The organism is Rhizobium sp. BK661, assembly GCF_024808825.1.
Lineage (GTDB): Bacteria > Pseudomonadota > Alphaproteobacteria > Rhizobiales > Rhizobiaceae > Rhizobium.
The window spans coordinates 242,948-261,227 of sequence record NZ_JANTYT010000007.1 but is presented as its reverse complement, the minus strand read 5'-3'; the positions used below and the strand labels follow the sequence as shown (position 1 = coordinate 261,227).

The following is an 18,280-nucleotide window of genomic DNA, read 5'->3' as shown; positions in this document are numbered from 1 at the left end:
CGCCATAGCTGAGGCGCCGGAAATTGCTTGAAATGGCGACGTCGATGCGCAACGACGGCTGAAACGTTTTCGTTAAGCAAAGTCAGCATGATGTCTCCCACGACGACAGCCTCCGCGCCTCGCCGCCTCACTTCGCAGGATTTTCGCACACTCGGTCTTTCTGCTCTCGGGGGTGCGCTTGAGTTCTACGACTTCATCATCTTCGTCTTCTTCGCGGCGGTGATTGGCAAGCTGTTCTTTCCAGCCGACATGCCGGAATGGCTGATAACGATCCAGACGTTCGGGATCTTCGCCGCCGGCTATCTGGTTCGTCCGCTCGGCGGCATCATCCTCGCCCATTTCGGCGACCTCTTTGGCCGCAAGCGCGTTTTTGCCTTCTCGATCCTGCTGATGGCGCTCTCTACGCTCGGCATGGCGGCGATGCCGACCTATGCGACCATCGGCATCGCCGCTCCGATCCTCCTTGTGCTCATGCGCATCCTGCAAGGTGCGGCGATCGGCGGTGAAGTGCCCGGCGCTTGGACCTTCGTGGCCGAACACGTTCCTTTCCGCCGGGTCGGTTTCGCCTGTGGCTTTCTCTGCTCCGGCCTGACGCTTGGCATCCTGCTCGGATCCTTCGTCGCAACGATCATTAACTCAGTCTTCACACCAGATGATGTCGCCGCCTATGCATGGCGCATCCCTTTCTTCCTGGGCGGCATCTTCGGCCTGGTTGCCGTCTATCTGCGCCGCTGGTTGCAGGAGACACCGATCTTTGCGGAGATGAAGCAAGCCCTCTCACTCGTTCCGGAGTTGCCGCTGAAAGCCGTCCTGCGCGACTACCCGCGCGGCGTCATCATCTCCATGCTGCTGACCTGGATCCTGTCGGCCGGTATTGTCGTGACGACTCTGATGACCGCGACCTTCCTGCAGAAGCTCTATGGCTACACCGCTCTGCAGTCGCTTGCGGCCACCAGCTTCGGTACGCTCTTCCTGATCTTCGGAACCGCTGCTGCCGGCGCAATCGTCGATCGGGTTGGCTCAGGACGCTTCTTTGTTGTCTCCAGCATCTTCTTTGGTGCAGCAACCTTCGCCTTCTATACCTACGCGGGCGTTTCGCTGACCGTCCTCTTCACGCTCTACGCTATCATGGGGCTTTCAGTCGGCATGGTTGGAGCAGTACCCTACGTCATGGTCCGCGCCTTTCCGGCCCGCGTTCGTTTCAGCGGCCTCTCCTTCTCCTACAACGTCTCCTATGCGATTTTCGGCGGCCTGACGCCTCTTGCAGTCGCATCGCTGCTGCCAATCAATCCGATGGCTCATGCCTACTACCTGCTCTTCATCGCCGCCCTCGCCTTCGTGCTAGGGCTCTATCTGATCGCCAAGGGAGACAGCGTCGAGGCAGACGTCGGCATCGAGGAACTCACCGAGCGCCTCGCCGCCTAGCTGTCGGAGGCGTGTGGCCACCGTCCGGCTTTGCTTCAAAGGAATGCTTCAATGATTACTTGCTATCTGCGTTACACGATCGACCCATACAAGGTTGCCGAATTCGAGGAGTATGCGCGCCTCTGGATTCCGATCGTCAATCGAATGGGAGGCACGCATCACGGCTATTTCCTGCCGTCCGAGGGCGCGAACAACATTGCCATTGCGCTGTTTTCGTTCCCGAGCCTCGCGGCCTACGAAGACTATCGCACGCGCATGGCAAGCGATCCCGAATGCCAGGCCGCATTCGATCTGGACAAACGAAATCGCAGCATCATCAGCTACGAGCGCAGTTTCATGCGCCCTGTCCTTGGCTGATCGATAGAAATGGAAAGCCCCGCTCTATGGCGGGGCTTTCAGTTTGAAGTCGGGCTCTAGCGGATTGCCTGGTCATTGGCATCGAACCGATGCATGTGGCCCGTGTCCGGCGTCGCATAGACGATCTCATCCGGCTCGTACTTATGCTCCCCGAATAGCCGCGCCGTGATCAGGCCGCACTGCTCGGATTCGAGATAGATGATCGTGTCCGCGCCGAGATGTTCGACGTGGACGACCTTCGCCCGCCATGTTCCCTGCTCGCGCGAAAGGGTGAGATGCTCCGGGCGCACGCCGACAGTCTTTGCGCCCGCATCTCCAACCTTGTCACCCGGAATGAAGTTCATCATCGGCGAACCGATGAAACCCGCAACGAAGGTGTTTGCGGGACGGTTGTACAGCTCCATCGGTGAACCGACCTGCTCGATCGCGCCGGCATTCAGGACCACGATCTTGTCGGCGAGCGTCATCGCCTCGACCTGGTCGTGGGTGACGTAGATCATCGTCGCCTTGAGGCTGCGGTGCAGCCGGGCGATTTCGAGGCGCGTCTGAACACGCAAGGCTGCGTCGAGGTTCGACAACGGTTCGTCGAAAAGGAAGAGCGCCGGCTCGCGCACGATCGCACGGCCAATGGCGACGCGCTGGCGCTGGCCACCAGAAAGCTCCGCCGGGCGCCGCGCGAGATACGGTTCAAGCGACAGCATCGAGGAGGCCTTCTTGACGAGCGTCTCGATCTCGTCCTTCGGCGTGCCGGCCTGCTTGAGGCCAAGGCCCATGTTGTCCTTGACCGTCAGGTGCGGATAGAGCGCGTAGGACTGGAACACCATCGCGATGCCGCGCTTGGCGGGAGGCGTCAGCGTCTCGTCCTTGCCATTGATGAGAACGGCACCCGAGGTGACGTCTTCCAGTCCGGCAATGCTGCGCAACAGGGTTGATTTGCCGCAACCCGAAGGTCCGACAAAAATGACGAACTCGCCGTCCTTGACCTCCAGGTCGATGCCCTTGAGCACCTCATGCGTGCCGTAGGTCTTGCGGATGGATTTGAGTTGAAGCGATCCCACTAGTCGTATTCCTTACAGTTTGACCGGCTCTTGGAGCCTGACGGCCTGGCCGATACGCACGCTTTCGTCGGCGGCGAGGCAGATGCGCAGCGAAGCGACGGCGTCTGCCATGTGGCGGTTGAGGTCGATGTCCTCGCGAATGGCCTTCAGCATGAAAGCCTGCTCGCGGTCGCAGAGTTCCTGATGGCCGGGCTCGCCCTCCATCGTCATGTCCTGGTCCGGTCGGATGAACTTTCCGTCAGGTCCCGTCTCCGCGGTGTGCAGGCGGATAACCGAGGTCTTTGTGTGAGCGTCGATATCGTCAGACTTGGCGTTCGGGTCCATGACGATCGAGACCGATCCCTTCGGCGACATGATGTCTTTCACGAAGAACGCCGTTTCCGAGATCATCGGCCCCCAGCCGGCCTCGTACCAGCCGACGGAACCATCCTCGAACAGCACCTGAAGTTGGCCGTAGTTATACATGTCGGGTGCAATTTCGTCGGAGAGCCGCAATCCCATCCCTCGCACCTCCACCGGCTTGGCATCGGTGATCTGGCACATGACATCGACATAGTGCACGCCGCAATCGACGATCGGCGACGTCGTCTGCATCAGCGATTTGTGCGTCTCCCACGTCGGACCACTGGACTGCTGGTTGAGATTCATACGGAAGACATAAGGGCCACCGAGCTTGCGCGCCTCTTCTATCAATCGCATCCAGGATGGGTGGTGGCGAAGGATGTAGCCGATCACCAGCTTCCGGCCAGCCTTCTTTGCCGCCGCGACGACGCGCTCAGCATCGGCGACAGTTGTCGCCAGCGGCTTTTCGACGAAGACATCGCAACCTGCCTCGAAGGCAGCGACCGCGTAGTCGGCGTGGGTGTCAGAATAGGTGCAGACTGCGCAGAGATCCGGCTTTAACTCGACAAGTGCTGCCAGGAAATCCGAATAGATCTCGTAGCCCCGCAACTCCTCAGGCAGCTTTGGCTTGGAGCGGTTGACCAGCCCGACAATCTCGAAACCGGGATTGTTGTGGTAGGCCAACGCATGGCTGCGTCCCATATTGCCGAGGCCGGCGACGAGAACGCGGATTGACTTGTCGGACGCACTCACTTGACCGCTCCCGAAGTAATGCCGCGGATCAGCTGCCGCGAGAAGATGACGTAGAGAACGAGGATCGGCAGGATCGCCAACGAAAGTGCCGCAAGCACTGCGTTCCAATTGGTCACGAACTGACCGATGAAGATCTGCGATCCGAGGGTGACCGTCTTCGTTGCTTCCGACGGCGCCAGGATCAAGGGGAACCAGAGATCGTTCCAGATCGGGATCATCGTGAAGACGGCAACGGTGGCCATGGCCGGGCGCACCAGCGGCAGCACCAACCGGAAGAAGATCGAATATTCCGACAGCCCATCGATGCGACCGGCATTCTTCAGATCGTCGGAGACGGTCCGCATGAATTCCGACAGGATGAAGATCGCCAGCGGAATACCCTGCGCCGTATAAACGAGGATCAGCGCCGTCAGCGTGTTGACGAGGCCGGCTGCCACCATCCCCTGCAGGATGGCGACCGTGCCGAGGCGGATCGGGATCATGATGCCGATCGCCATGTAAAGACCCGTCAGCGTGTTGCCCTTGAACTTGTATTCGGAGAGAGCGAAGGCGGCCATCGCGCCGAACAACAGCACGAAGAAGATCGAAACGACCGTGACGATGAAGCTGTTCTGGAAATAGGTGGCAAAGTCACCCTGCCCCAGCACGGTCTGGTACCCGACAAGGCTGAATGTGGAGGGCGTCGGCACCTGCATCGGCGAACGGAAGATCGCGTTGCGGTCCTTGAACGAGTTGATGATCGTTAGGAACACCGGGAAGATGGCAACCAGCGTATAGCCGATAAGTGCCAGGTGAACGAGACCGGTGCGGATTGGGGATGTGCGTGCTCTGTTGGACATGACACCCTCCTCAGAACTGGTACCGGCGCATGCGCCGCTGGATGGCAAAGAGATAGAAAGACACGCCGGCGAGGATGATCAGGAACATCACTGTCGCGATCGTCGCCCCCATTGAGCGGTCACCGAGCTGCAGCTGGAAACCGAAGAACGTGCGATAGAGCAGCGTACCAAGGATGTCCGTCGACATATCGGGCCCGGCAAGCGCACCTTGCACTGTATAAACCAGGTCGAAGGCGTTGAAATTTCCGACGAATGTCAAGATCGAGATGATGCCGATCGCCGGCAGGATAAGCGGCAGCTTAATCTTCCAGAATTGTGCCCAGCCGGTGATGCCGTCGCACTCGGCGGCTTCGATCACCTCTTCCGGGATGCTGAGAAGCGCTGCGTAGATCAGCATCATCGGAATGCCGATGTACTGCCAGTTCGAGATCAGCGACACGGCGATCAGCGCCGGTCCGGATTGTCCGAGCCATGGAGCGAAGAGCGACTTCATGCCAACAAGGCTCATCAGCCACGGCGCAACGCCCCAGATCGGCGACAGGATAAGCTTCCAGATGAAGCCGACGATCACGAAGGAAAGCAGTGTCGGCAGGAACATCGCGGTGCGGTAGAACGCCACGAAGCGCAGCCGCGGCGTCGACAGCAGCGCGGCCAGCGCGATGCCGATCGGATTCTGCACGCACATGTGAATGAGGAAGAAGATGAAGTTGTTGACCAGCGCGTTCCAGAAGTCACGGGCCCAGCGGGCATCGCCGAACAGCACCTTGTAATTCGCGAGACCGACGAAGGCAGGCGCGCCATCGACCGTGTTGTAGAACGAAAGCCTCAGCGTTTCGATCAGCGGCAGGATCATGATCGCCGAGTAGACGACGAATGCCGGGAAAAGAAAGACGCCGATGTGCCAGCGCACGGGGCGCTTGATGGGAACGACATCGACAGCGGATAGGGCTTCGCTCATGGCTTTTGCCTGTTCTTCTTGGCGGCGCCTCTGGCGCAGCGCATCTGACACGGCGGGCAGAACGCCCTTTCCTCTAATCGTCTCCCCGTCCGCTCGGGTTTCGAAGGCGGCGGGGAGAGGAAAAGCGGATACGAAATTGGCTTTGAGCCGGCGTGAGGGACGGCTGACGCCGCCCCTCGGCTTTCATTACTTGCCTGGCTTGTACCAGCCGTCGAGGCCCTTCTGGAGCTTGTCGGCGGCTGCCTGCGGCGTGTCGGTGCCGTTGATGACGTTCGCCGACTCAATCCAGGTCTCGTTTTCGAGGTTTGGCGTGCCGCGCCCGAGGATCTGATAGGTCGAACGGATCGTCGACTTGTACGGGCCGCGCCAGGAAACGAATTCCTGAGCCAGCGGATCGCTCATCTTCACCGGGTTGGAGTTCAGGCTGAAGAAGCCCGGCAGCGAGTTCGCGTAGATGTCGGCGAATTCGCCGGACGCAACCCACGACAGGAACTTCTTGGCTTCTTCGGCATGCGTGCTCTTGGCATTCAGCGCGACGCCAATATCCGGATGGTCGGAGATGTAGCCCTGGTCGCCAGCCTTCGGAACCGGCGGCGGGAAGGCGCCCATCTTGAACTGCGCCTGGCTGTTGAACAGCGCGATTTCCCAGGAACCGGCCGGGTAGATCGCCGCACGACCGAGCGTGAAGAGGTTCTGGCTATCCGAATAGGTCTGAGCTTCGAAGCCATCGCCAAGGTACGGCTTCCACTTGGCGAGCTCTTCATACGGCTTGACCCAGTCGGCATCCGTCAGCTTCTGCTTGCCTTCGATCAGCGCCAAACGACCGTCTTCACCCTTCCAGTAGTTTGGGCCGATGTTCTGGTAGCCCATGGTTGCGGCTTCCCAGAGGTCCTTCGTGCCCATGGCGAGCGGGATATAGGTGCCGTCCGCCTTGATCTTCTCCAGAGCTGCGAAGAACTCGTCTTCCGTCTTCGGAACGGAGATGCCGAGCTTGTCGAAGGCGTCCTTGTTGTAGATGAAGCCGTGGATGACCGAAGCCATCGGCACGCAGAAGGTGGATTTGCCGTCATCGGTCGACCAGGCAGCCTTGGCAACCGGCGTGAAATTCTCCATGCCAGACAGGCTCGTGAGATCGGCGAGCTGCTGCTTCTTGAAGAGTTCAAGAGACGTATCGAACGGACGGCAGGTGATGATATCGCCAGCGGAGCCCGCATCGAGCTTGGCATTCAGCGAAGCGTTGTATTCCGTCGGCGCGGTCGGCGAGAAGACGATCTTGATGCCCGGGTTCTTGGCTTCGAACGCCGGGATGATCTTTTCCTGCCAGATCTGCAGGTCGTCGTTACGCCAGCTTTCGACCGTCAGCGTGACGTCGGCGGCATGAGCGAAGCCGACGGATGTCAGCAGGCTCGAAGCCAGCAGGAAGCCTTTCAGTGCAGTGTGTCTCATTTCCCTCTCCTGTTTTGAGCGCCGATAAGGCGCCGTTCTTGACCTGAAACGAGCGACTGCATGCACGAGGTGACACGCAGCGCCCCATTGAGGGCCGTCAACAACTGCCGGCCCGAAAGCTCGATCGGCACGACAGGCAAACACCCGTCGACCAGACAGCGTACCCGAACAAGAAACCGATCCGGCACAGCCATGAAAGGGAAAACTGACGGCAAGAACGGCTTGAGGGCGACAAAGCCGCCACGACCGATTCCGCATTTCATCGAGTGGCCCGGCTTATCTCAGTCCTGCCGGTTTATCGCTGCCCGATGCGCTGTTCCCTTTGAGTTGAATTAAGGCCAAAAAAATACCAATTGTCCAGCCAATTTTAACATCTGAACGACAGAAATGCTGCATTAAAAATTTTATCGTTCAAAATCAATAATATAAAAAGATGAATTTTTGCTACGCTTTGCACTTGGTAAATGGTATTTTTTTGGTATTGTAATAAAAACGAGGGAAACGAGCGGATTTTCGGTGGTTCAATGACAGAACTTGCGATCGGCATTGATGGCGGCGGCTCCAGTTGCCGCGCCGCGGTCACGAATGCGGCGGGGCATATCCTCGGCCGTGGCACAGCCGGTCCGTCGAACATCCTCTCCGACCTCGACAATTCGCTGCTCAACATCGTGGCGTCGGCCAGAAACGCATTGCGCGACGCCGGCCTATCGCCTGAAACCGTTTCCACCGTCGCTGCCGTGGTTGGCGTTGCCGGCGCGAACGTCGGCGATTATGCCGAACGGATCGAGCGCGCCCTGCCCTTTGCCAGACGCCGGGTTGTCACTGACGCAACGACAGCCCTGCAGGGAGCTCTCGGCGATTACGACGGCGTGATCGGCGCATTCGGCACAGGGTCCGTTTACAATGCGCGCCGCAACGGCAAGCTCTACGGCATTGGAGGCTGGGGGTTCGTTGTCGGTGATCAGGCAAGCGGCGCTCGCCTCGGCCGCGACCTCTTGGAGCAGTCCCTGCTTGCGCATGACGGGGTGCGCCCGTCCTCGCCTGTGACCCAGACCGTCATGGCCGAGTATGGCGACAATCCCGAGCGCGTCGTCGAGTTCGCCCATGTATCCCGTCCCAATGACTTTGCCCGCTATGCACCCGTCGTTTTCGAGGCTGCAGCCAAGGGCGACCCGGTTGCGACGGCGATCGTTCGGAACGCAGCAGCCTCGATCGGAGAGAGCCTTGATGCACTGCTCTGGCCGGAATGCGAGGCGATCTGCCTGTTGGGCGGGCTGGCGAACGCCTATCGCCCGTGGCTCGCAGAACGTCACGTTGCTCTGCTGCGCGAGCCGCGCGGCGACGTCCTGCAGGGCGCCATCGATCTCGCTGTGAAGTTTCTGCACGAGGAAGGAGCCGGCGCGGTATGACCGACGATTTTGCAAACCTTCTCTCCCCCGAACGCCTTCAGGCCGGCGGCACCGGCCCGCTTTACGTCAAACTGCGCCGCACGTTGGAAGATGCCATTCGAACAGGCACGCTTGGCCATGGCGACGCTCTGCCACCCGAGCGTGACATCGCGGAATTTGCAACAGTCAGCCGGGTGACTGTGCGCAAGGCAATTGATGAACTGGTTGCCGACGGACTGTTGGTTCGCCGCCATGGCTCCGGCACCTTCGTGACCAAGCCCGTTTCGAAGGTCGAGCAGCGCCTTTCGCAGCTCACGTCCTTTACCGAGGATATGGCCCGTCGGGGCATGACCTCGCGCTCTGAATGGCTGCACAAGGGCATTCATACGCCCTCGCCGGATGAAATGATGATTCTCGGCCTCGCGACGGATGTCAGGGTCTCACGCCTCAGCCGATTGCGCATCGCTGATGACCAGCCGCTGGCTATCGAAAACGCCAGCGTCTCTGGAGAATTCCTGCCCGATCCCTTTGTCGTGACAACGTCGCTTTATGCCGAACTCGAGCGCCGTCAGGTCCGCCCGGTCCGCGCCGTGCAGCGGATTTCCGCTACCAACATGAAGGAAGCCGACGCCCATCTGCTCGGCGTACCCGTCGGCGCTGCAGGGCTGTCGATCGAGCGTATCTCCTATCTCGGCTCGGGGCGAGCGGTTGAATTTACGCGCTCGCTCTATCGCGGCGATGCCTATGATTTTGTCGCCGAACTGACGATCGGCGTGCCGTGATGCCTGGTCGCATTGAAGAGACGGCGAATGGCGTCTATTCCATGTACCATGACAGCTCGCATCACACTCCTCGACAGCATCTCCGATCCCGGAAATCCCGCAAAGCCGAATGACGACAGCTTCGGCTGCAACGAGTCCTGCGCCTTCGTCATCGACGGTGCCACGGGGCTCGGCGACCGCCAATATATGGATGTGGCGGGCAGTGACGCCGCCTGGATCGCCCAGCATTTCGCTCGCGGCTTTGAGGATCAGATCACTCGTGAGTCCAGCATCTCGGAGGTTGCGCGCGGCCTCTCGGTCGCAGCCCGGGCAGCTTTTCTCCGACACAACGAGAACGTGCCGCGTTATGCCTGGCCATTGACAGCATTCGCGATGCTGCATCAGACACGCGATGGCTTCTACTTCATCGGCCTCGGCGACTCCAGCGTCTTCCTGCTACAGGAAGACGGCTCCGCCACCATGCACATGGCAATCCCGGGTGCCTATCAATATGAGCAGAACCAAGCCCGAAAACACATTGCGCGCACAGGCGGCATCACGAAGGAAGGTGGCGCGCTCGGCAATACCGAGACCCTCGCCTCGTTGCGCCAGCACCGCGAACGGCAGAATACGCCGGAGAGCGGGGTCTGGACCCTAGGCCTCGTACCGGAGGCAGCCGACCACCTGATTTCTGAACGGCTGGATGTCGGGCGCAAGGCGCACGCAATTGTCTGCAGCGACGGCCTTTCGGATCTCGCGGTCCTTTACGCAGCCTATGATTCAGCGGGCCTCGTACGCACCGCACGCGACAAGGGCTTGCGGCCAATGCTTGATGAACTCAGGCACTTCGAACGCGAGATCGATCCCGAAGGCCTCCGCTACCCGCGCTACAAGCAGAGTGACGATACCACCGCCCTGCTTGTCGAATTGACGCCTGACGCCTGAGACAACTTTCGATTCAGAATCAGTGCTTTGCGCCGAAAACCTGAATCAATCAATGCAGCCGTTGAATCAAATACTGAAGACGCAGCCAATCAGGCCGCGTCCTCGATCTCCTCGTCGCGCTTGCGCGGCACGTAGTTAAGAACCGGCCCAAGCCAGCGCTCGACCTCCGCAACATTCATGCCCTTGCGGTTCGCGTAATCCTCGACCTGATCCCGCTCCACCTTGGCGACGCCGAAGTAGTAGGAATCGGGGTGGCCGATGTAGATGCCGGAAACGGAAGAGCCCGGCCACATCGCATAGCTCTCGGTGAGCGTCACCCCAGCCGCCTTCTCCGCATCGAGCAGGCCGAACAGCGTCTTCTTTTCGGTATGGTCAGGCTGTGCCGGGTAACCCGGTGCCGGGCGGATACCGGCATATTCCTCGGTGATGAGCTGCTCATTGCTGAGATGCTCGTCCTTGGCGTAGCCCCAGTATTCGCGACGTACCTGTAAGTGCATGCGCTCGGCGAAGGCTTCGGCGAAGCGATCGGCCAGCGCCTTCACGAGGATCGACGAATAGTCGTCGTTGGCGCGTTCGAAGCGTTCCGCGATCGCGACCTCCTCGATACCGGCCGTGACGACGAAGCCGCCGATATAGTCCTGAACGCCGCGTTCGACCGGCGCAACGAAGTCCGACAGCGCGACGTTCGGCCGGCCGTCACGCTTCGACAGCTGCTGGCGCAGCGTGAAGAAGGTTGCAAGCTCGTCCTTGCGGCTCTCGTCCTTGAACAGGCGGATATCGTCGCCAACCGCGTTCGCCGGCCAGAAGCCGATGACGGCACGCGGGTGGAACCACTTCTCGTCGATGATCTGCTTCAGCATCGCCTGCGCATCGGCCCATAGCGCACGAGCGGCCTCGCCCTGCTTCTCATCCTCGAGAATAGCCGGGAACCGACCACGCAACTCCCAGGTCTGGAAGAACGGCGTCCAGTCGATGTACTTGGCGATATCAGCGAGATCGTAGCCGTCGAACACCTTGGTGCCGAGGAAGCTCGGTTTGGTCGGCTTATAGACCGCCCAATCGACCTGTTGCGCATTTTCGCGGGCGCGGGCAAGCGGCAGACGCACTTTCTCGGCCTCGCTGCGCGCATGTGCCGCCGCCACCTTGGCGTATTCGGCGCGGATGTCGGCCACGTAGCCGTCGCGATTGTCAGGCGACAGCAGCGTCGAGACCACACCGACGGCACGGCTCGCATCCGTGACGTAGACAGCCTGACCCTTGTTGTAGCCCGGATGGATCTTGACGGCCGTGTGGACACGGCTCGTCGTCGCGCCACCAATCAGCAACGGCAGGTCCAGACCCTGACGCTCCATCTCGGCGGCGACATGCACCATCTCGTCGAGCGACGGCGTAATCAGGCCCGACAGGCCGATGACGTCAACCTTCTCGGCAACGGCGGTCTCGAGGATCTTCGTCGCCGGCACCATGACGCCGAGGTCGATGATCTCGTAGTTGTTGCAGGCGAGCACGACGCCGACGATGTTCTTGCCGATATCGTGGACGTCGCCCTTGACGGTCGCCATCAGGATCTTGCCGGCAGCCTTGCGGTCGTCGCCGCCGTTCTGGCGCTTCTCCTCTTCCATGTAAGGGAGGAGCACGGCCACAGCCTGCTTCATCACGCGCGCCGACTTGACGACCTGCGGCAGGAACATCTTGCCGGAGCCGAACAGGTCGCCGACCACGTTCATGCCGGCCATCAGCGGGCCTTCGATGACGTGAAGCGGACGCTCGGCCTTCCGGCGCGCCTCTTCGGTATCGGCGTCGATATATTCGGTAATGCCGTTGACCAGCGCATGCTCGAGACGCTTCTCGACCGACCATTCGCGCCAGGAGAGATCCTGCACGCGTCCTTCGCGCGCAGCCCCGCCACGGAATTTCTCGGCCACTTCGAGCAGCCGCTCAGTCGCGTCACTGCGGCGGTTCAGCACCACGTCCTCGCAGGCCTCGCGCAATTCCGCGTCGATCTGGTCATAGACGGCAAGCTGGCCGGCATTGACGATACCCATGTCCATGCCCGCCTGGATGGCGTGGTAGAGGAACACGGCATGCATCGCCTCGCGCACCGGCTCATTGCCGCGGAACGAGAAGGACAGGTTCGACACGCCGCCCGAAATATGCACCAGTGGCATCGTCTTGCGGATCGTTCGGGTCGCCTCGATGAAGTCAACGCCGTAGTTGTTGTGCTCCTCGATGCCGGTCGCGACCGCGAAGACGTTCGGATCGAAGATGATGTCTTCAGGCGGGAAGCCCGCCTTCTCGGTGAGCAGCTTGTAGGCGCGGGCGCAGATCTCGACCTTGCGTTCGTAGCTGTCTGCCTGCCCGGTCTCATCGAAGGCCATGACGACGACAGCCGCACCATAGGCATGCAGCAGCTTCGCCTGCGCCAGGAAGTTCTCTTCGCCTTCCTTGAGCGAGATCGAGTTGACGATCGGCTTGCCCTGCACCCGCTTCAGGCCGGATTCGATGATCGAGAACTTCGAACTGTCGATCATCACAGGCACGCGGGCGATATCCGGCTCGGCGGCGATCAGGTTCAGGAACTCGACCATCGCCTTTTCGGAATCGATCAGGCCCTCGTCCATGTTGATGTCGATGATCTGCGCGCCGTTTTCGACCTGATCGCGCGCCACGTCGAGCGCCGCCGTGTAATCGGCATTGGTGATCAGCTTGCGGAATTTGGCGGAGCCAGTGACGTTGGTGCGCTCACCGACGTTGACGAAAGGAATATCCTTGGTCAGCTCGAACGGCTCGAGGCCCGACAGCGACATGAACGGCCGATGCTCGGGGATCGGGCGCGGCTTGTACTTCGCCACCACCTCGGCGATCGCCTTGATGTGTTCAGGCGTCGAGCCGCAGCAGCCGCCAACGATGTTGACGAGACCCTCGCGGGCGAACTCGTCGATCTGCGCCGCCATCAGCTCCGGCGTCTCGTCATACTGGCCAAACTCGTTCGGCAGGCCGGCATTCGGATAGGCGCAGATGAAGGTGTCAGCAACGCCCGACAGCTCCTGCAGGTGCGGACGCATGGCGTTGGCGCCGAGCGCGCAGTTCAGGCCGATCGTGAACGGGTTGGCGTGACGCACCGAGTTCCAGAAGGCGGTCGGCGTCTGGCCGGAGAGCGTGCGGCCGGAAAGGTCGGTGATCGTGCCCGAGATCATGACCGGCAGGCGAATGCCCTTCGCCTCGAAGCGCTCCTCGCAGGCAAAGATGGCGGCCTTCGCATTCAGCGTGTCAAAGATCGTCTCGATCAGGATAATATCGGCCCCCCCGTCGATCAAGCCGTCGATCTGCTCCGCATAAGCCGCCCGCAGGTCATCGAAGGTGACGGCGCGGAAGCCGGGATTATTGACGTCAGGGGAGATCGAGGCCGTGCGGTTCGTCGGGCCGATTGCGCCGGCGACGAAGCGGCGACGGCCATCCTCGCGCTCGGCGCGGATGCAAGCGCGGCGCACGATCTCGGCGCCTTCCTTGTTCAGCGCATAGACCTCGCCTTCCATCGCGTAGTCAGCCTGCGCGATGCGGGTCGACGAGAAGGTGTTGGTCTCAAGGATGTCAGCGCCGGCCTTGGCGTATTTGTAATGAATCTCTTCGATCGCATCCGGCTGCGACAGGATCAGAAGGTCGTTGTTGCCCTTCTGGTGGCAGGCGCAGCCGATGAAGCGATCGCCGCGGAAATGGTCTTCATCGAAGCCCAGACCCTGGATCTGCGTGCCCATGGCGCCATCAAGAACGAGGATGCGTTCGCTCGCGGCTTTCTTCAGCGCAGCAAACACTTCACTACCGTCGCGCTTTGCCCCTTCGGAACCAAACAGAGTATCAAACACGGGCGGACTCCTTGACGTCGTTACGGACCAGATGGTCCAATCACATAAAGATATCTTTATGTCAATATATCCGTGTCATGTGGCGCCTTTGCGGCGCTTGGCAGATGACAGACTCGGGCGGCCTCTATATAGGCGGTTGCAAAGGCTTTGTGCACGAAATCGGAGGAGTATCATGGCACCTGCAAACGGCGACGCCGCGCTCGGAAACTGGACCACCCGCAGCTACCACCGCAACTGGCTGCTTGCGCAGGCAAACGGGCTCTTCGATTTCTTCCAGCACAATTCCATCAATCCCAAGGGCGGCTTCTTCGATCTCGACGACGCGGGCAAGCCGCTCGATGCCGCCGGCCAGGTCCGTCCGATCCATATCGCGTCGCGCGCAGTCCACTGCTTTGCGATCGGCACCCTGCTCGGTCGCCCGGGCGCCTCGGACGTCGTCGACCACGGGATGCAGTACATCTGGAACCATCACCGCGACACCAGAAACGGCGGCTATTTCTGGTCGCTTGATGACAATGGCCCGGTCGACACCAACAAGCAGGGCTACGGCCACGCCTTCGTGCTGCTTGCGGCCTCTTCCGCCAAGACGATCGGCCATCCGCTGGCCGACGGCATGCTTGCCGACATCACCGAGGTCCTGAACACCAAGTTCTGGGAAGCCAAGCACGGCGCAATTGCCGAGGAGTTCACCGCCGAATGGCAGCCACTCGACGGCGGCAACTACCGCGGCCAGAACTCCAACATGCATCTCACCGAAGCGCTGATGGCCGCCTTCGAGGCGACGGGTGATCGCGATTATCTCGCCAAGGCCGAAAGCATCGCCGACCTCGTCATCCGTCGCGCTGCCGGTTCCGTCGGCTGGCGCGTCGGCGAGCATTTCACCACGGCTTGGAGCCTCGACAAGGACTACTATCATCCAAACGAGATGTTCCGGCCGGCAGGCACAACGCCCGGCCACTGGCTGGAATGGGCACGCCTCCTCCTCCAGCTCTGGGTGCTCGGCGGCAAGAAGCAGGAGTGGATGCCGGATGCGGCCAGGAGCCTTTTCTCGCAGTCGATCGCGCTCGGTTGGGACGACGAAAAGGGTGGCTTCTTCTATACGCTCGACTGGGACGACAAGCCGGCCAAGCGCAACAAGCTGTGGTGGCCGGCCTGCGAAGGCGCCGCTGCCGCGCACTTCCTCAATGATCACCTGCCGAGCGACTACCACGAGGAACACTACCGCAGGATCTGGAACGTGATCGAGCGCTCGTTCATCGACCACAAGAACGGCGGCTGGCATGAGGAATTGACGGAGGATCTCGTTCCCTCGCACAGCCTCTTCCCCGGCAAGGGCGACATCTACCACGCCCTGCAGGCATGCCTGATCCCCCTCTTCCCGGCGACCGGCAGCCTGACCAAGGTCATCGCGGAAGCGGGCGGCAAAATCTGATTTGAGCAAGCGCCACCTCCGTGGCGCTTGACCATTATTTTCGAGCGCAGGCCACGACGCTGGCCCACTGTCGCCAAGCGACGACAAGCAGCCGGAATGATTGTGCGCTGAAAAACAGATCGGTGCGAGGTTTTGTATGACGCTTATCCCAACGGCCAATTGGGCGGCCAGCTTTCACTATGGATTCCGAGACTGCCTATACCCGTCTTCCCTGGACGCGGTTTGCGAAATCGTGGCGCGATCGCCAAAGATAAAGACGCTGGGATCCGGCCACTCGTTCAATGCGATCGCGGATGGCGAAGTTGCCCTGTCGCTCGCCGATCTGCCAATCAACCCTCTCGTCGAGAGTGACGGAACGCAAGTTTCCGTTGCCGGTCATTGCACCTATGGCGAGCTTGCGCTTTTCCTCCATCGCCATCGTCTGGCCGTTCACAACCTGGCCTCCCTACCCCACATCTCCATCGCCGGAGCGATCGCAACAGCGACGCACGGCTCGGGCAATCGGAACGGCAATCTGGCGACGGCGGTCTCAGGACTCGAAATTGTCGCTGGCGACGGCCGCCTGATGAAAGTTGCTCGCGGCGATGCCGATTTCGCCGGCATGGTCGTGCACCTCGGCGCCCTTGGTGTCGTTACACGTGTGACGCTTGACGTTCAGCCGGAGTTTCAGGTCGCGCAGTGCGTCTACGACGGATTGGCTTGGGACAAGCTCTTGGCTAACCTCGATGAAATCATGGCTTTGGGTTACAGCGTCAGTGTGTTCACCCAATGGGGCCAGCAAGTGGGGTCGATCTGGGTCAAGAGAACCGCATCAGACGATAAATGGCCTGCGGACATCCACGGTGCAACGCGCGCAACGGTCAACCGGCATCCGATAAGCGGATTGGATGCACAAAACTCCACCGAACAACTCGGGCAGTATGGGCGCTGGTCCGACAGGCTACCGCACTTCAAGATGGGCTTCACGCCGAGCAACGGCGAGGAGATACAGTCCGAGTTCCACATCCCACGGGAATACGGAGCGGCTTCCATCGACGCTCTGCTGTCGATCCGTGAGAAGTTTGCCCATCTGGTGCAGGCGGCCGAGTTCCGGACAGTTGCGGCAGATGAACTATGGCTCAGCCCGCAATATCGCCGCGACACGCTCTCGATCCACTTCACCTGGACTCGGGATCAAGACGCGGTGAACGCGGCTGCGAGGCACATTGAGCAGGCGCTGTCGCCCTTCGCGCCCCTGCCACACTGGGGCAAGGTTTTCACGGGCCACCACGTCGGCGGCAAATATGAAAAGCTTGCCGAATTTGCCCGCCTCCGAGACCGGATGGATCCGGAGCGGACGTTCTCCAACCCGTGGTTGGAAACCGTCGTATTCGGCTCAGGTGAAGGCTAAGCGCTGGCCGCGAACGAGGTTTGGCTCGACCTGATCGAACTGCAACTTTCTCCGGAAGGGATCGCTGGCAGCACAGAGCTCGCGCTTCAAACTACGCCAGCTGGAATGGCAATCATGCCAGGCGCAACGCGTCGAGATCCTTCGCCAGCATCAGGGCGAGCGCCTCGACCACAAGGTTGTGGTCGTCGCGCTGTGGCAAGCCGGAGACGGTGACTGCTCCAATGCAGCCGGTGCCCTTTACATTGATCGGAAAGCTGCCGCCGTGTGGCGCATAGTCGGCATCCAACAGGCCGTTGTCGGCAACCGTCTTGCCCTTCTGCTTGAGGTCGAGGCCGATTGCATAGCTGCTTCTGAAATAGCGTAGCACCAGGTTGCGCTTGCGCCGTACCCATTGAACGTTATCCGGCGTAACGCCCGGGAGCGCGGCATAGAAAACCGGCATTGCATGCAGCGTGACATCGATCGCGACGCCGAGACCGCGTTCGCTCGCGAGTTCCTGCAGGAGCCTGCCGAGCTGCCATGCCGTCGTGAGATCGAAGGTGTCGAAGCTTAGCAGCCTCTCCTGGTCGGCGATCCGTCCGAGGTCTTCATCGGGCATGGTCATGTTTGTTCCCTCTCCTGCAATGCTTTTTTCTGAACAAATGCAAGCGGAAGGGAAAAGTAAAGCAGAATCGTGGCGATACCCTAGAGCTACAGGAGAGCATTGTGAATGATCGCGGATTGTCGGCATCGCGGTCTAGCGCAGTCGTATCGGCACCGGCCACAAAATGGATTGACGCACCACATAACGCGGCGGGGGCCGGCGCAGACAATTGCGCCGGCCTCAAGCAGTCCTTCATGCCCCTGTGATTTTCATGCCGGAAGCGCGACGGATCACCGCAGTCCGCCACTCAACTGTCGGCGTGGCGTTCAGCCGTCTGTTCCGCAACGGCGGCGATTTCAGGCACGCCGTTGGCCAGAAGGCGCTTGCGAACCAGGACGCCCATGACGCGGGCGGCGGTCGAGAAACTCATTTGGTCGAGCGGTCCCTCGCCTTCCCAAGGCTTTGTCAGCCGTTCGGTGACGGCCCCGACGATATTCATCGGAACGATATCGTCGCATTGGCGCATCGCTTCAAAGACCTGGCTGATGGGAACGACGCGTCCTTCGAAGGTGACGATTGGTTCCGTGAGTTCCGTATCCCACTCTTCGAAGGCATAGAGTGCTTCGCGGAAGAGTTCCTGAAGGGTGAACGGGGCGTGTCCATTGTGAAGCGGCGGCAAGGCATTCGTCATGTCTGTCTCCTCTTTAGGGCTAGTGCCATTCCTCCTTTTCGGCCGGGCA

15 protein-coding genes are annotated in these 18,280 nt (G+C 60.6%); 7 read left to right on the top strand and 8 right to left on the bottom strand.

Features of this window, described 5'->3' with window-relative positions; all coding sequences use genetic code 11:
* The first annotated feature begins 90 nt into the window (after window positions 1–90).
* Window positions 91–1,425: an MFS transporter gene (locus FHX16_RS17380; RefSeq protein ID WP_183861411.1), complete on the top strand. Its 1,335-nt coding sequence runs from the start codon at window positions 91–93 to the stop codon at window positions 1,423–1,425.
* Window positions 1,426–1,476: 51 nt separating this feature from the next.
* Window positions 1,477–1,782 (top strand): NIPSNAP family protein, encoded by a 306-nt coding sequence (locus FHX16_RS17375; protein ID WP_183860966.1) that lies wholly within the window; start codon window positions 1,477–1,479, stop codon window positions 1,780–1,782.
* Window positions 1,783–1,838: 56 nt separating this feature from the next.
* Here the strand turns inward: FHX16_RS17375 and FHX16_RS17370 are convergent, their stop codons facing one another.
* The 5 genes from FHX16_RS17370 to FHX16_RS17350 form a co-directional block, all read right to left on the bottom strand.
* A complete protein-coding gene (locus tag FHX16_RS17370; protein ID WP_183860968.1) occupies window positions 1,839–2,840 on the bottom strand; it encodes an ABC transporter ATP-binding protein in 1,002 nt (333 codons plus the stop codon).
* A 12-nt stretch (window positions 2,841–2,852) separates the two neighbouring features.
* Complete coding sequence (locus FHX16_RS17365; RefSeq protein WP_183860970.1) at window positions 2,853–3,935, bottom strand: Gfo/Idh/MocA family protein; 1,083 nt, start codon at window positions 3,933–3,935, stop codon at window positions 2,853–2,855.
* A complete protein-coding gene (locus tag FHX16_RS17360; RefSeq protein ID WP_016554567.1) occupies window positions 3,932–4,774 on the bottom strand; it encodes a carbohydrate ABC transporter permease in 843 nt (280 codons plus the stop codon). Before FHX16_RS17360 ends, FHX16_RS17365 begins: the two co-directional genes overlap by 4 nt.
* A gap of 10 nt (window positions 4,775–4,784) precedes the next feature.
* Window positions 4,785–5,732 carry a carbohydrate ABC transporter permease gene (locus FHX16_RS17355; RefSeq protein ID WP_016554568.1) on the bottom strand — a complete coding sequence of 316 codons (948 nt, stop codon included), beginning with the start codon at window positions 5,730–5,732 and terminating at the stop codon, window positions 4,785–4,787.
* Window positions 5,733–5,918: 186 nt separating this feature from the next.
* On the bottom strand, window positions 5,919–7,178 hold the full coding sequence (locus FHX16_RS17350; protein WP_016554569.1) for an ABC transporter substrate-binding protein: 1,260 nt from the start codon (window positions 7,176–7,178) through the stop codon (window positions 5,919–5,921).
* Window positions 7,179–7,702: 524 nt separating this feature from the next.
* On the opposite strand from FHX16_RS17350, the gene FHX16_RS17345 reads away from it, so the two are divergent.
* The 3 genes from FHX16_RS17345 to FHX16_RS17335 are packed head-to-tail and all read left to right on the top strand — an operon-like array spanning window position 7,703 to window position 10,272.
* A complete protein-coding gene (locus FHX16_RS17345) occupies window positions 7,703–8,587 on the top strand; it encodes an N-acetylglucosamine kinase (protein WP_183860972.1) in 885 nt (294 codons plus the stop codon).
* Window positions 8,584–9,348, top strand: coding sequence for a GntR family transcriptional regulator (locus tag FHX16_RS17340; protein WP_183860974.1), 765 nt, complete (start codon window positions 8,584–8,586; stop codon window positions 9,346–9,348). Before FHX16_RS17345 ends, FHX16_RS17340 begins: the two co-directional genes overlap by 4 nt.
* Window positions 9,349–9,396: 48 nt before the next feature.
* On the top strand, window positions 9,397–10,272 hold the full coding sequence (locus tag FHX16_RS17335; RefSeq protein WP_183861412.1) for a protein phosphatase 2C domain-containing protein: 876 nt from the start codon (window positions 9,397–9,399) through the stop codon (window positions 10,270–10,272).
* Between the two features lie 89 nt (window positions 10,273–10,361).
* Here the strand turns inward: FHX16_RS17335 and metH are convergent, their stop codons facing one another.
* Complete coding sequence (metH, locus tag FHX16_RS17330; protein WP_259129498.1) at window positions 10,362–14,135, bottom strand: methionine synthase; 3,774 nt, start codon at window positions 14,133–14,135, stop codon at window positions 10,362–10,364.
* Between the two features lie 172 nt (window positions 14,136–14,307).
* Here metH and FHX16_RS17325 point away from each other — a divergent pair, with 172 nt between their 5' ends.
* Both FHX16_RS17325 and FHX16_RS17320 read left to right on the top strand, forming a co-directional pair.
* Window positions 14,308–15,567, top strand: coding sequence for an AGE family epimerase/isomerase (locus tag FHX16_RS17325; RefSeq protein ID WP_259129496.1), 1,260 nt, complete (start codon window positions 14,308–14,310; stop codon window positions 15,565–15,567).
* A gap of 136 nt (window positions 15,568–15,703) precedes the next feature.
* Complete coding sequence (locus tag FHX16_RS17320) at window positions 15,704–16,957, top strand: D-arabinono-1,4-lactone oxidase (protein ID WP_183860980.1); 1,254 nt, start codon at window positions 15,704–15,706, stop codon at window positions 16,955–16,957.
* Between the two features lie 112 nt (window positions 16,958–17,069).
* On the opposite strand, the gene FHX16_RS17315 is transcribed toward FHX16_RS17320, so the two are convergent.
* A complete protein-coding gene (locus FHX16_RS17315; protein ID WP_183754475.1) occupies window positions 17,070–17,561 on the bottom strand; it encodes a heme-degrading domain-containing protein in 492 nt (163 codons plus the stop codon).
* Between the two features lie 286 nt (window positions 17,562–17,847).
* Window positions 17,848–18,231, bottom strand: coding sequence for a hypothetical protein (locus FHX16_RS17310; RefSeq protein ID WP_183754473.1), 384 nt, complete (start codon window positions 18,229–18,231; stop codon window positions 17,848–17,850).
* Between the last annotated feature and the right edge of the window lie 49 nt (window positions 18,232–18,280).